Source organism: Alteromonas gilva (assembly GCF_028595265.1).
GTDB classification, from domain to species: domain Bacteria; phylum Pseudomonadota; class Gammaproteobacteria; order Enterobacterales; family Alteromonadaceae; genus Alteromonas; species Alteromonas gilva.
In genome coordinates this window covers 2,597,953-2,610,113 of the sequence record NZ_JAQQXP010000001.1, presented here as the reverse complement: position 1 = coordinate 2,610,113, position 12,161 = coordinate 2,597,953, and the positions used below count along the sequence as shown (strand labels likewise).

Below are 12,161 nucleotides of genomic sequence, written 5' to 3'. Positions count from 1 at the left end.
CACTGCGATGAGTTACAAAGTACAGGTAAATAGTTATGACGTATCCGCTGTCTGCATTTATTGCCCTGCGTTATTCGACGGCGGGCAAACACAATAGCTTTGTGGCGTTTATTAACCGCTTTTCGGTAGCGGGTATTGCGCTGGGACTCATGGCGCTGATAGTTGTGTTGTCGGTAATGAATGGGTTTGAAGCCCAGTTACGCAACCGTATTCTGGGGATTGTACCGCAGGTAGTAGTGCATGATGCTAACCCTGCGCAGGTAGCCGATCTGAACCTTAACGAAGTGCGTGCCGTGAGCCGTTTTCGGGAGGCCGAGGGGCTGGTACAGTCGCGCCTGGCATTGCGCGGAGTGCAATTGCAGGGCGTTGAGCCACAGGCAATGACCGAGCACAGCATTGTGAGCAATTACATGCTCGATGGTGATTTTAACCAGCTTAACAACATTAAGTTCGGGGCCATTATCAGCCGTTCTCTGGCCATGGATTTAGAAGTGCGGGTAGGCGATAAAATACGCGTAATGGTGGCCGGCGCCAGTGTGTATACCCCGTTTGGCCGAATGCCAAGCCAGCGCCTGGTAACAGTTGCCGGGCTGTTTAACTTAGGCTCGCAACTCGACGATAAAGTGATTTACCTGCGCCTTGACGACCTTACCCGATTATTACGCAAGCCTGCTGACAGCGCCGCCGACGTACGGCTGTTTTTGCACAACGCCTTTAACTACCAGGGCGTGGTGGATACATTGGATAGCAAGGGCTATAGCACCAGTGACTGGCGTTCGCGACAGGGGCCCCTGTTTGACGCAGTAAAAATGGAAAAAAACATGATGTTTTTAATGTTGCTGCTGATTATAGCGGTAGCGGCATTTAATATTGTGTCGGCGTTGGTGATGGTGGTGTCGGAAAAAAGTGGTGATATTGCGATTTTGCGTTCACAAGGCATGACAGTAGCGTCGGTGCGCAGTATTTTTATGCTCAACGGCATATTTAATGGCTTAAAAGGCGCCGTTATTGGCGCGGTACTGGGCATTGTAGCGGTGCTGTACATTAACGATATACTCGAGTTGTTGGGTATACACCTGGGGCTGTCTGCCGATGGTAATGGCCTGCCGATTGACATGCAGTGGCAACAGGTAATTTGGGTAACGGCATTTTCGTTATTGCTGTGCTTGCTGGCCAGTTGGTATCCGGCCCAGCGCGCCATGAAAGTACAACCGGCCACGGTATTACAACAAGAGTCTTAGCCTGTAGGCCTATACGGTGGCGCACTGCAATATGCCGGGCGGCGATGAGTACAGACCTGTAACTTGATTGAATGGTCAGGTTTTTGGGTTTTACCGTGCAAAGTAAACTAAATTTTCTTATAATCGCGTACTTTATTTACGCTCGGTTTCGACTTTATGAACAAAGTATTTATTACCTCGCAGGATCTGCTCAAAGATTCGTTTCGACTTGCGGCGCAAGTATATAAAGATGGCTTTCGGCCGCAGTTTATTATTGGCATATGGCGCGGCGGTGCCCCCATTGGTATTGCCGTACAGGAATTTTTTGAGTTTAAGCAGTTTCCTACCGACCACATTGCGGTAAGAACTTCCTCTTACTATGGCATTAATAAGCAAAGCAAAGAAATTCGCGTGCACGGCCTGCATTATCTTATTGAAAATGCCAACGCCGATGATGCCTTGCTGATTGTTGATGATGTATTTGACTCTGGTCGCAGCGTAGACGCACTGATAAAGCAAATTAAAAAGCTGATGCGCCTGAATATGCCTAAAGATATTCGTATTGCTTGCCCATACTACAAACCTGCGAATAACAAAACCGAGATTGTGCCCGACTACTACGTGAACGAAAGCAATGAGTGGTTGGTATTTCCTCATGAAATTGCGGACTTAAGCGAAGAAGAAGTGCGCGCCGGTAAAACCGAGCTTGCCGACGTTATGGATATTCTTTACGACAAAGAATAAAAGCGTGGGCCCGGCAGATTATTTTAATAACTCCAATGGGCTCACTACCGCATTGCCGCCGCGCTGCAGAATATGTGTGTAGATTTGTGTTGTTCTGACATCGCTATGACCCAGCTGATCCTGAACTGTGCGGATGTCGGCGCCCTGTAATAACAGGTGCGTGGCAAACGAATGTCGTAAGGTGTGCGGGGTTACTGACTTTTTTAATCCAAGCTGTTGCGCTGTGTGCCGCACTGCTCTTTGAATTTGCTTTTCGTCAATATGGTGGCGCCGGGTTAACTGGCTTTCAGGATCGGTGCTCAATTTATTGGCCGGAAATAAATACTGCCACTCAATAGATTTACCCGCAGATTTATACTTTTTGGCAAGTTGATTGGGCATCCAGACACCGGCGTAGTCGGGATTTTGCAGATCTCTTGCCAGGATATGTTGTACTTTTTCACTCTGGGTTTTGAGTGGTGCCACTAATGTGTTGGACAGGGTAACAACACGATGCTTGCCGCCTTTGCTATTCCAGATCCGTTTACAGCGATAATCGAAGTCGATGTCTTTTACACGCAGCCTTACACACTCCATAAGCCTGAGGCCACTGCCATACAACAGTGAAGCCGGCAGCGATTGAGCTTCAGGAATATTCGCCAGTAACAGCTGAACTTCAGATACGGTAAGTACTACCGGCAACTTGCGTTGCCGGCCACTATTTACAAACTCTAACTCATTACTTAGTGGTACAGACAAGTATTTGCTATACAAAAATACCAAAGCATTTAACGCACTGGCTTGGGTGCTGGCAGAGTAGTTACGCTTAACCGCTATATGGGTTAAATACTGTTGCACTTCTGCGTCGGCCATTTTTATAGGATGTGTGTAATTGTGAAAACGAATATAGTCGGCAATCCAAAGTAAGTAAGACTTAATGGTGCGCTTGGCATAGCGTTTAACCATCATAAAGTCACGTACGCTGTTTAAAAAAGCCGATTTCATGCTATTACCTGCAAAACATATAACGTAACAAGGCCAGCGCGGCAAAATAACTGGCCATATGTTGTGATTTGCGTTAATAAAGGTAATTCAATGCGCCGATTAGCAGCCAGTTTGCATAACCAAAAATAGTTGGTCAAATTGGTGTTTTTAATACCGAAATTATTAAACGAACCAAAACGGTGCTTAATAATTGTATGATTTTAAAAAGTAAAACGGTATGTTTAGCTTGAATTATATACACCAAGATGGTGTATTGTTTTACACCATTTTGAAAGATAATAAATTGTTAGAGCTCACTGAGATATGAAACCGAGCAAGGTTATAATTGCTACAGATAAAGAATATTCAGAAGATTACGAATATATTCTTGAAAAGCTATTTTTTCGGAAGATTGAATTGTTTTGTACGTGGGGAAAGCACTGTGGTCAATGGGAAACAGCTATGGATCTCTATGTAACTGATCCTGAGAGGTATGATGAAAGTCATCACATTACAACTACGTCCCATAACGATGAATCGTTTGATGATGTAATGAATATGGCTGAGTTGTGGTTTACTGAAAACGGAAACAACGAAGTTGAAACAATTAAGCTCTAACAAGTTGCTCCACAGCGACACGTTTTGCTGCGCACTTTTTGGTGTAAGGTCGCAAGCTCCCATTTTACACCAAAAACCGCTCCGCAAAACGTGCGCGTGAGCAAAGCGTTATGCGCTATCTAGAAAAAGGATAAATAATGTCAAACGGTTGGAATCATACTGCGAAAATTGAGTCACTTTCATTCGAATGCGGTTTTTGCAACAACAAGGTAGCGTCTGATATAGGCTTTTTTAATAATAACAATATAGACGGGTTGAGAGCCAGAATTAGAATTTGCCCGCATTGTAGTAAGCCAACATTCTTTCTTGGCTCAAAAAAATTGCCAGATATTTCGCCTGGAAACGATGTTAAAAGTGTTCCGGAAGAAGTTCATGCACTGTATCAGGAAGCGCGAAACTGTATTTCTATATCAGCATACACTGCGTCTGTTTTAATAAGCCGAAAGCTGCTTATGAATATCGCCGTTTCTCAAGGGGCTAAGGAAAATTTAAGATTTATTGAGTATGTTGATTTCTTAGCTGAAAACGGTTTTGTTCCGCCAAATGGTAGAGGGTGGGTTGACCACATTCGTAAAAAGGGAAATGAAGCAACCCATGAAATAAGCCTTATGGATAGAGATGATGCAACTGAATTGGTTACATTTTCTGAAATGCTTTTAAAGTTTATCTTCGAGTTTCCAGCTTCAGTGCCCGCGCTACCAAGCGCATAACAAACCGCTGTAGACGCAAGCGGAGCTTGCTGGGACAAAAACACGTGGGCCGTCCTCGCTTCGCTCGTTATTATAGCCCACGTATTTTTGCCCCTAAGCGGGGTGTTAGCTCTCTAGGAGAATATGAGTACATTCGATGTTATTTTTTGGGGATTACTATTAATTGCACTGATAGTAACAACCCGAATTGCAACCAAGCGTGAAAAAAAGTTTGCTGCTACTAGAGATCAATTTATTGCTAAACACTCCTTTATTGAAGATGGCTATGTTTACTCGGAGATCAGTAATCACGGTTTCTCTCTAATTGATAAAGCTAGTGGTAATTATGGCGACTATGAAGCCACTAATGTATTAAGTAAATTAAAAGGCACTGATGAGTTTTTCATCTTCGATTTTAGATACACACCTAAGAACTCAGATAAAAGCACAGCATCTAAGCTTGCAACGATAAGAGCTGTATTGATTAAGTTTGAAGATCGAGAATTACCTAACTTTGAACTACTTCCAGAAAATATCATTGAAAAAATTAAACAGGTCTTTGGATCTAGTGATATTGATTTTGAAAAATACCCAGACTTCTCAAAGAAGTATGTCCTAAGAAGTTCTGAACCAAATTCGTTGAAAAAGACTTTTCCCGAGAGACTCATTCAGTATCTTGAAAGTAAAGATGGAATTTTTATTGAAGCTCGAAAGAAATGCTTGTTAATTTATAAAGATGAAGGAGGAGAGTTTGCTGACTATGAGAGTTTATACAAAGAAGCTGAATCCATTAACAATTTTTTTCGTTGAAAAAACAAGAGCTAACAAACACATTATGTTCATTCGCTCCGCTCATTGGGACGCAAACTCGCTGGCTGGCGCTTCGCGCAATTATAGCCAGCAAGCCCGCGCCCAATATGTGAAGCGTTATACCTTCTTATGAAACATTTATATTTGGCGGTTTTAATTCTGGTTTTGAATGGTTGCTCCATCAGTGAGTCAGAGGCACCGCGCTTAGAATTTGATTACGCTGAAGAACCTATAAAATTAGTCGAGTACGTTGACGGCAACTGGGAAAAAGTTTGTTTTCTCGGCCCTTACTCCAATAATGAAGCTGCAACTGACTTGCTCGGCTTTGAATGGCCATTAGAATCACTAACGTCAGTGTGGGTAAATGACGGAGTAACCTTATTGGTATTCGTTGAAAATGAATCGGTACAATCTTACTACGAGGTTTCTAGAGCACCATATGATTTCAACGTTTTTTCAAATTCTTGTATTGACCGTACTTTAAGCTCATTTATAAAAAGCGGTTCCAAGGTTGTACAAACACAGGTATAACAAACCAAGTAAGCGGGACAATAACACGTGGGCTCCCGTCACTTCGTTCCGTATTATAGCCCACGTGTTATTGCCCCTTCTTGGGGGGTTAGAAGTACCAGAAGGATCTGCAAATGTCTTACTACAATCCCTCAATATTAAAGACCGCTGCAAAAGTGTCATTTCTGCATATTTCATGGCTAGTCGCGCTTATTGGTATCCCGATAGTCTTCTTCAGAGATGGGCTTGATTTCTCTGAAAAGTCACTGTTATTTGCAGGGTTATTGCTTTTTTTCTGGTTAGTCTATTTACTTTGTTGTATCACATTCCATAGATTGAGCATGCGAAATGAACATAACCGCTTTGGCTATTTAGCAAAAGATGATTTAGAAAAAGGCAAAGAGGTTGGTACACATTTGGAGGGGTGGTAAACATGGTACTTCTAACAAACACATTATGTTCATTCGCTCCGCTCATTGGGACGCATACTCGCTGGCTTGGCTCGTACCTCGCAATTTTAGCCAGCAAGTCTGCGCCCCATATGTTAAGCGTTAGTACCCAAAGGAATGGAAAAATTGAAGGTAAAACCATCTAAAACGTTATACCTTAAAATGGTACGAAGTATCGTACTGCTGTGCATTGTTATTGGCGGTACTGGGTATGTGTGGTCTACATCAGTATATGAATGCATTCAAGTTTTTCACTGGGAATTCTGTGGCTCAATCGGGCAAGCAGAAATGGTTTATGCCTTGGTGGCACTCGATGTCATTTTGGTTATTTATATTATGGTTCCATTCTTTACATACATCAGTTACAAAGAAATAATCAAAAGTCGTAATACAAGCCGTTAACTAAAGCAGGTACAAGGTTGTTTTAGTTCACGGGTACTAACAAACCGCTGTAGTCGGTCGCAAGCTCCCTGGGACAATAACACGTGGGCTCAGTCGCTTCGCTCCAAATTTTAGCCCACGTGTTATTGCCCCTAAGCGGGGTGTTATATTGCAGGAGTAACATGGAGAGTCATTTAGCAATTTCATCCATATGGGAAGATGAATGTTTATTCGAGATTAGGATAAGCGGAACCAATGGCGCTTTTGCTGGGCGAGCTGACTGCTATACCAATAGAAATGAAGTTGAAGAATTGGGAAAAATGCTAGAGGTATTTCCTAAATCAGTAATTGATTCCTTTGAGTTTACGACACGCTCTAAAGCGGATATTTCATACTTTTCAGTTTCCGGTTTCTGCACAGACAATTCTGGGCACACGTTACTTGCTATTACTATTGCTCACATTGAGTCTTTCACAAATGTAAGAAACGAAAATTATAAAGTTAATTTCGACTTAAAAGTCGAGCCCCAAGCAATTAACAGCTTTGGTAAGCAACTCCAGCGCATAGCAAAAGAACCACTTGGCAAAACTGAGGCTGTATTAAAAAATGCAATATAACAAACCACTCAAGGCTCTCGCTTCGCTCGCTGGGACGCTAACACATGGGCTGCGTCACTTCGTTCCTAATTTTAGCCCATGCGTTATCGCCCCTTAGTGGGAAGTTATACGCAAAAGGGTTACCTTAGAATATGGCTTTTAATTACAGAATAGATGCCACTGAAAATAAGAAACATCAACGTGTAAGAACATTTATTTATTTTGTATTAATTTTAATTTTTACTGCTTTAACCGTTTCGTTTTCGCATGTACTTGGAGCCTTATTAGGACTAGATACAACCGTTCCAATCAGGAGCGCAGGCTTTTCTGTTACTCAGATGCTTACTTTTTTTGGGCTGTTAGCTTCTTTTATGCTTGTTGTTTTGCTAATTGTTCTATTTGTGGCAAAAAAGCTATTTCAGCGTTTCAAGGTTTAATTCAAATTGCGTATAACAATCACATTAAGCCGCTCGCAGGCTCGCTGGGACAGTAACACGTGGGCTTTGTCGCTTCGCTCGGATTTTAGCCCACGTGTTACTGCCCCTTATGTGGGTGTTATACGCAAAAAGGTTTCCCTTAGAATATGGCTTTTAACTACAGAATAGATGCCACTGCCAATAAGAAACATCAGCGAGTTAGAACATCTATTTATTTTGTACTAATTTTAATTTTCACTGCTTTAACAGTTTCGTTTTCGCATGTACTTGGAGCTCTTTTAGATCTAGATATAAACGTTCCAATTAGGAGTGCAGGTTTTTCTGCTACTCAAATACTTACTTTTTTTGGGTTATTAGCTTCTTTTATGCTTGTTGCCCTACTAATTGTTCTATTTGCGGCAAAAAAACTATTTCGGTGGTTTAAGGTTTAATTCAAATTGCGTATAACAAAACAATCAACAACATTCGCTTCGCTCATTGGGAAAAAGCCTCGCTGGCACTTCGTGCCAAAGCACTCGGTTTTTCCCGTTATTGTAAGCGTTATATCTAATGTGTAAATGGAGATTCTAATTGTTTCAATTGGTAATGATGGCTCTCGGGTTTGGGGTAGGTATTTATAATCTCAGCCAAGGGCTAGGTTATGTAAGTATCAAAAACTCGGAAAAAATGGATGTAGGCGAATTAAATCGTAAAAAGCGTATGTTGAAATTTAGCAGTTTGCCCATGTTTGGTATAGGTATCGTTTATACAGCTGAGTTCCTTGGTCTATGGTAAGTCAACTAGCTTTAGATATAACAAACGCTTCAACAAAGGACGCAAAAAGCTTGGCTTGCGTCACTTCGTTCCTAATTGTAGCCAAGCTTTTGTGCGCCTGTTAAGCGGGCGTTAGTTTCTAAGGAGGAATGGACATCGACGTTTCAACTATACCACTTACTCCTATTGCGACCGTTGTCGCAGCATTAATTACAGCGCTTATTGCATATATAAATCTCACTTTGAGTAAAGAGCAAAAGACTTCTGAGTTTAGGCAAGCTTGGATAGATGGGTTAAGGAACGATCTTGCTGCATTTTTTTCATCTGCACGTGCCCTTTGCCGAACAATGCAAGAGGCCCGAAGCCCACATGCCTCAGATGAAGATGTAAGGGGCTTTAGGTTCAGTAAAGAGCAAGTAGGCAAGATGCGATTTGATGGAGCCGAATCACTGTATCGTATAAAGCTTAGATTAAATCAAAATGAACCTGCGCATATGGAGCTCAATCGTTTGCTGGATTCTGCTACAACTATCCAAAACCAAATAAACATCGAAAAGGGCCAAGATTATAGCAAAGCAATTGAGGCTATCGAGCGTGCATCTTCATACTCACAAACTATTCTGAAGAGTGAGTGGGAGAGAGTAAAACGCGGTGAAAGAGCATTTAGAGTAACTAAAAACTGGTTAATGCCAATAATTATGATTATTTCATTGGTGTTTATATCAACCTTGATATTCAACTCAACCGAAACTAACAAATCAATGCAGCCGACCGCTGACGCGTCGGCTGATTGAGGCGTTATGCCTTATGAACACAAAATCACTTTTATTGGTTCTTTTATGTTTTACCGGCAATAGTTTTGCCGATGGAACTCTGTGTGCACGCTTCAAAACATTCGCTGAAACGGCGACAGTGGATAGTTCTGTTGGTTTTAAATTAGAAAGTGACTGGAGTAATATGAGTATTAAATGTACTCACAATCAAAAGGAATCTGAAAAAAGCTTTTGCTCCTGGCTAGTAGTAAATAGCTCAAAAGAGTTCATGCGGCTAAATGTTACCAACCTGGAACAGTGCCTATCCAACGGTAACTTAATTCAAAACGCTTTTTCATATTCAAAAATAAGTGCAACATATTCGGTAACAGAAATTAGTGGCCTAAGTCAGGATATAGAGGTGTCTGTAAGCTACCAATATGGCAATGATATCCCACAACCATTTTTATCGGTTGAAGTATCACGCTACGGTGGATAGGCATAACAAACCAAGTCAGCGGGACACTAACACGTAGGCTCCCGTCACTTCGTTCCGTATCGTAGCCTACGTGTTATTGCCCCTGCTTGGGGCGTTATGTGCCAAAGCGACTGGATCAACTGATGCATTCAGAGAACCCAAAAAAACTGTATTCGAAAAAGAATTTTCTTATGGACTTAAGCGGAGTGATTGTTGGCGCTTTGCTGTGTTACTGGATGGTAACTAGATTTGAAAATATTGGGTCGTGGTTTGATGGTCGTCGTTCAGATGGCTTTGGTTTTTTAGCAGGCTTAGCGCTGATTGTTATTTGTCTTTGGGATATGCTTACCAAAACAATATATACGCTTAAAGTAAAACGGAAGTAAATGGCAATGTCACATAACAAGCCAAGTAAGCGGGACAATAACACGCAGGCTCCCGTCACTTCGTTCCGTATTATAGCCTGCGTGTAATTGCCCCTTCTTGGGGTGTTAGGTACTTCTTGGTTAACCCAAATAATCATTTTCGTTATTTAAGAAAGGAAGCCTATTTAAATGGAACATAATTTTGCAACTCAGGGCATGGTCAGTTTCTTATTTGGCATTTTTTGCGCATACTGGGCTCAAGAGACCGGCAGGAATACTTGGCTTTGGTTCTTCTTTGGATTCTTTTTACCTCCCATTGCCGGCATTGTTTTATGTATTAAAAATAGCAATGATAAAAAAGAAGTAACCTCTTCTTTGCCACCGCATTTGGCTCAAAGAATCAAAGCGCGAGAAAAGGCGATGAAGTAATATGCACGTACCTAACAAAACGCCCAAGTCACTCCCTTCGGTCGCTCGGACGCATTTACGCGGGGCGGCTCCGCCATTATGCCCCACGCAACTGCGCCGCTTAGCTTAATGTTATGTGCCATGAGTAATAGAAAGTTTAGTCTCCCGTTTAGAGCCTTACTTATGCTTCTAGCCATTCTAGGAACAATGGTAACCTTTTGGAATGCGTACTGTTGGCTTCATGTTGGTAGCTTGGTGTGGTGGAAGTATTTTCAAGTATTTACTGGGCCTGTTGGCATTTACGCTTTCAGTGTGGCGAGTATCACTGGAAATGAGCCAAGTTGGTTATCAAAAAACAAGGAAAGCAAAGTTTGAGGGTATTTTATGTTCTTAAATATACTTAACGCATTAGCAGCAAGGGCACATAACAAAAAAATTATGTCGCCCGCCGAGGCGGGCTGGGACACAAACAGGCAGGCGGCTTCGCCATTATCGCCTGCCTGTTTGTGCCCCATATTTAGGCGTTATGTGCCAAGGAGGCGAAATTGAAATTTCCTGATGATGCAGATGGTGACGTGTTAAAAAGACTCGACGAATCTGGATTCGATTTTTCTAAACCAACTACGATAGATTTCAATGTTGACTTTGACTCTTGGCCTCCTCATCCGGATGCAATTGCAAAGCTAAGAGAATTCGCTGGTTCAATTCAGATTTACGAACCTGACGGGGAATATAACGGTTACATCTTATTCAATATTCATCAAGTTCTCTCTTATGAGCTGGTAAAAGAGACTCAAGAAAAGTTTACCACTCTCATGGCTGACTATGGCGGTGTTTGCGAATCTTGGGGTGTTTTGCACTAGTGGCACATAACAAAAAAATTATATCGCCCGCAGGCGGGCTGGGACACAAACAGGCAGGCGGCTTCGCCATTGTAGCCTGCCTGTTTGTGCCCCATATTTAAAAGTTATGCCCTCAAAGGAATATTTAAGTATCTATGGATGAAATGAAATCTGAAATCAGGCAAAGAGCTGACGCGATAAAACCATATCGTTGTAAAAATCTAATAGCAGTTATGGAGTATCCCACTGATATTAAAAATATCGGTACAGTAATTCGTAACGTTAATGCTCTAGGTGTCGAGAAAACATATATTGTAGATCCGAAAGGGACGCTTCCAGATGATTGGCAAGACATGCGAGAAAGGAAGTCGCTTTCAAAGCCATCGGTCTCAGCCATCAAGTGGAGTTTTGTTAAACGGTTCAACAGCACCGAAGAATGCTTTGATCATTTAGAGTCAAACCGTTACACATCAATAGTCACTTCTCCTCATGTTAAAGGGAAAGATAATTTTATCCTTCACGAAGCCGATTACACACAACCCAGACTTGCAGTGTGGTTCGGAAATGAGTCTCGTGGCATAAGTGATCTAGCGGTAGAAAGAAGTGATTTCTGTGTTTCTATACCAATGTTTGGAATGATCGAAAGCTTAAACCTTGGTACTACCTCCGGTATCGTTTTGTATGAAATCACAAAACAGCGTCGTGCATATCAGGAAAAATATAAAAGGGCTAATCGGGGCGGGCATAACAAGCCACTTTAGTCACTCGCTGGCGCTCGTTGGGACACAAATACGCAGGCTCCCTTCGCTTCGCTCTGGATTATAGCCTGCGTATTTGTGCCCCTAAGTGGGGCGTTATGTGCCACTGATTTTCAACATAGTGTCATGTAGTTTTAACTATATATTTTATAATTTCAAACAGTCTCAATTCACAAGGAAATGGTAATGTCAGAAGGAATTGCAAATAGCAGTCAGTATTTTGTCGGGTGGGGAACACTGGCTCTGATCAATGCAGGTCTAGCACAGTCCAAATGCCGTAGGGGCCTAATTTGGTTTCTAATCTCTCTTTTTTTAGGGCCTGTGGCTACATTTTTACTTGTTGTCTTACCCAAAGGGGATGTTTAAGCAATGTCACCTAACAAAAAAA

The 12,161-nt window shown here is 42.0% G+C and carries 18 protein-coding genes; 17 read left to right on the top strand and 1 reads right to left on the bottom strand.

Annotated elements, in window-relative coordinates:
* The first annotated feature begins 35 nt into the window (after positions 1 to 35).
* Together OIK42_RS11605 and OIK42_RS11600 are read left to right on the top strand one after the other, a co-directional pair.
* Positions 36 to 1,241 carry a lipoprotein-releasing ABC transporter permease subunit gene (locus OIK42_RS11605; RefSeq protein ID WP_273640679.1) on the top strand — a complete coding sequence of 402 codons (1,206 nt, stop codon included), beginning with the start codon at positions 36 to 38 and terminating at the stop codon, positions 1,239 to 1,241.
* Between the two features lie 156 nt (positions 1,242 to 1,397).
* The gene (locus OIK42_RS11600) at positions 1,398 to 1,964 is read left to right on the top strand and encodes a phosphoribosyltransferase (RefSeq protein ID WP_273640677.1); all 567 of its coding nucleotides are present in this window, start codon (positions 1,398 to 1,400) and stop codon (positions 1,962 to 1,964) included.
* Between the two features lie 18 nt (positions 1,965 to 1,982).
* On the opposite strand, the gene OIK42_RS11595 is transcribed toward OIK42_RS11600, so the two are convergent.
* Positions 1,983 to 2,948, bottom strand: a complete 966-nt coding sequence (locus OIK42_RS11595) for an integron integrase (RefSeq protein ID WP_273640675.1) — start codon at positions 2,946 to 2,948, stop codon at positions 1,983 to 1,985.
* Between the two features lie 303 nt (positions 2,949 to 3,251).
* On the opposite strand from OIK42_RS11595, the gene OIK42_RS11590 reads away from it, so the two are divergent.
* The 15 genes from OIK42_RS11590 (at position 3,252) to OIK42_RS11520 (ending at position 11,776) form a co-directional block, all read left to right on the top strand.
* Positions 3,252 to 3,545, top strand: a complete 294-nt coding sequence (locus tag OIK42_RS11590) for a DUF7684 family protein (protein ID WP_273640673.1) — start codon at positions 3,252 to 3,254, stop codon at positions 3,543 to 3,545.
* A 137-nt stretch (positions 3,546 to 3,682) separates the two neighbouring features.
* Positions 3,683 to 4,255, top strand: a complete 573-nt coding sequence (locus OIK42_RS11585; RefSeq protein ID WP_273640672.1) for a DUF4145 domain-containing protein — start codon at positions 3,683 to 3,685, stop codon at positions 4,253 to 4,255.
* 123 nt (positions 4,256 to 4,378) lie between these two features.
* Entirely contained in the window at positions 4,379 to 5,044 is a 666-nt protein-coding gene (locus tag OIK42_RS11580) for a hypothetical protein (RefSeq protein ID WP_273640670.1), read from the top strand.
* Between the two features lie 129 nt (positions 5,045 to 5,173).
* Positions 5,174 to 5,575, top strand: a complete 402-nt coding sequence (locus OIK42_RS11575; RefSeq protein ID WP_273640668.1) for a hypothetical protein — start codon at positions 5,174 to 5,176, stop codon at positions 5,573 to 5,575.
* A 113-nt stretch (positions 5,576 to 5,688) separates the two neighbouring features.
* Positions 5,689 to 5,985, top strand: coding sequence for a hypothetical protein (locus tag OIK42_RS11570; protein WP_273640666.1), 297 nt, complete (start codon positions 5,689 to 5,691; stop codon positions 5,983 to 5,985).
* Between the two features lie 581 nt (positions 5,986 to 6,566).
* Positions 6,567 to 7,001 (top strand): hypothetical protein, encoded by a 435-nt coding sequence (locus OIK42_RS11565; RefSeq protein ID WP_273640664.1) that lies wholly within the window; start codon positions 6,567 to 6,569, stop codon positions 6,999 to 7,001.
* Positions 7,002 to 7,132: 131 nt separating this feature from the next.
* On the top strand, positions 7,133 to 7,417 hold the full coding sequence (locus OIK42_RS11560; RefSeq protein ID WP_273640663.1) for a hypothetical protein: 285 nt from the start codon (positions 7,133 to 7,135) through the stop codon (positions 7,415 to 7,417).
* 146 nt (positions 7,418 to 7,563) lie between these two features.
* Positions 7,564 to 7,848, top strand: coding sequence for a hypothetical protein (locus OIK42_RS11555; protein ID WP_273640661.1), 285 nt, complete (start codon positions 7,564 to 7,566; stop codon positions 7,846 to 7,848).
* Positions 7,849 to 7,987: 139 nt separating this feature from the next.
* Positions 7,988 to 8,191 (top strand): hypothetical protein, encoded by a 204-nt coding sequence (locus OIK42_RS11550; protein WP_273640659.1) that lies wholly within the window; start codon positions 7,988 to 7,990, stop codon positions 8,189 to 8,191.
* Between the two features lie 128 nt (positions 8,192 to 8,319).
* Positions 8,320 to 8,964: a hypothetical protein gene (locus OIK42_RS11545; RefSeq protein ID WP_273640657.1), complete on the top strand. Its 645-nt coding sequence runs from the start codon at positions 8,320 to 8,322 to the stop codon at positions 8,962 to 8,964.
* A gap of 13 nt (positions 8,965 to 8,977) precedes the next feature.
* The gene (locus OIK42_RS11540) at positions 8,978 to 9,421 is read left to right on the top strand and encodes a hypothetical protein (RefSeq protein WP_273640656.1); all 444 of its coding nucleotides are present in this window, start codon (positions 8,978 to 8,980) and stop codon (positions 9,419 to 9,421) included.
* Positions 9,422 to 9,543: 122 nt separating this feature from the next.
* Positions 9,544 to 9,786 (top strand): hypothetical protein, encoded by a 243-nt coding sequence (locus OIK42_RS11535; RefSeq protein WP_273640654.1) that lies wholly within the window; start codon positions 9,544 to 9,546, stop codon positions 9,784 to 9,786.
* Positions 9,787 to 9,954: 168 nt separating this feature from the next.
* Complete coding sequence (locus tag OIK42_RS11530) at positions 9,955 to 10,194, top strand: hypothetical protein (protein ID WP_273640653.1); 240 nt, start codon at positions 9,955 to 9,957, stop codon at positions 10,192 to 10,194.
* Between the two features lie 524 nt (positions 10,195 to 10,718).
* Positions 10,719 to 11,036: a ribonuclease E inhibitor RraB gene (locus OIK42_RS11525; RefSeq protein ID WP_273640652.1), complete on the top strand. Its 318-nt coding sequence runs from the start codon at positions 10,719 to 10,721 to the stop codon at positions 11,034 to 11,036.
* A 134-nt stretch (positions 11,037 to 11,170) separates the two neighbouring features.
* A complete protein-coding gene (locus OIK42_RS11520; RefSeq protein WP_273640651.1) occupies positions 11,171 to 11,776 on the top strand; it encodes a TrmH family RNA methyltransferase in 606 nt (201 codons plus the stop codon).
* Positions 11,777 to 12,161 lie beyond the last annotated feature (385 nt).

What these genes read in the sequence shown, in the direction of transcription:
- OIK42_RS11605 (WP_273640679.1), top strand. Translation starts at nt 36, where the DNA reads ATGACGTATCCGCTGTCTGCATTTATTGCCCTGCGTTATTCGACGGCG.
- OIK42_RS11600 (WP_273640677.1), top strand. Translation starts at nt 1,398, where the DNA reads ATGAACAAAGTATTTATTACCTCGCAGGATCTGCTCAAAGATTCGTTT.
- OIK42_RS11595 (WP_273640675.1), bottom strand. Translation starts at nt 2,948, where the DNA reads ATGAAATCGGCTTTTTTAAACAGCGTACGTGACTTTATGATGGTTAAA.
- OIK42_RS11590 (WP_273640673.1), top strand. Translation starts at nt 3,252, where the DNA reads ATGAAACCGAGCAAGGTTATAATTGCTACAGATAAAGAATATTCAGAA.
- OIK42_RS11585 (WP_273640672.1), top strand. Translation starts at nt 3,683, where the DNA reads ATGTCAAACGGTTGGAATCATACTGCGAAAATTGAGTCACTTTCATTC.
- OIK42_RS11580 (WP_273640670.1), top strand. Translation starts at nt 4,379, where the DNA reads ATGAGTACATTCGATGTTATTTTTTGGGGATTACTATTAATTGCACTG.
- OIK42_RS11575 (WP_273640668.1), top strand. Translation starts at nt 5,174, where the DNA reads ATGAAACATTTATATTTGGCGGTTTTAATTCTGGTTTTGAATGGTTGC.
- OIK42_RS11570 (WP_273640666.1), top strand. Translation starts at nt 5,689, where the DNA reads ATGTCTTACTACAATCCCTCAATATTAAAGACCGCTGCAAAAGTGTCA.
- OIK42_RS11565 (WP_273640664.1), top strand. Translation starts at nt 6,567, where the DNA reads ATGGAGAGTCATTTAGCAATTTCATCCATATGGGAAGATGAATGTTTA.
- OIK42_RS11560 (WP_273640663.1), top strand. Translation starts at nt 7,133, where the DNA reads ATGGCTTTTAATTACAGAATAGATGCCACTGAAAATAAGAAACATCAA.
- OIK42_RS11555 (WP_273640661.1), top strand. Translation starts at nt 7,564, where the DNA reads ATGGCTTTTAACTACAGAATAGATGCCACTGCCAATAAGAAACATCAG.
- OIK42_RS11545 (WP_273640657.1), top strand. Translation starts at nt 8,320, where the DNA reads ATGGACATCGACGTTTCAACTATACCACTTACTCCTATTGCGACCGTT.
- OIK42_RS11540 (WP_273640656.1), top strand. Translation starts at nt 8,978, where the DNA reads ATGAACACAAAATCACTTTTATTGGTTCTTTTATGTTTTACCGGCAAT.
- OIK42_RS11535 (WP_273640654.1), top strand. Translation starts at nt 9,544, where the DNA reads ATGCATTCAGAGAACCCAAAAAAACTGTATTCGAAAAAGAATTTTCTT.
- OIK42_RS11530 (WP_273640653.1), top strand. Translation starts at nt 9,955, where the DNA reads ATGGAACATAATTTTGCAACTCAGGGCATGGTCAGTTTCTTATTTGGC.
- OIK42_RS11520 (WP_273640651.1), top strand. Translation starts at nt 11,171, where the DNA reads ATGGATGAAATGAAATCTGAAATCAGGCAAAGAGCTGACGCGATAAAA.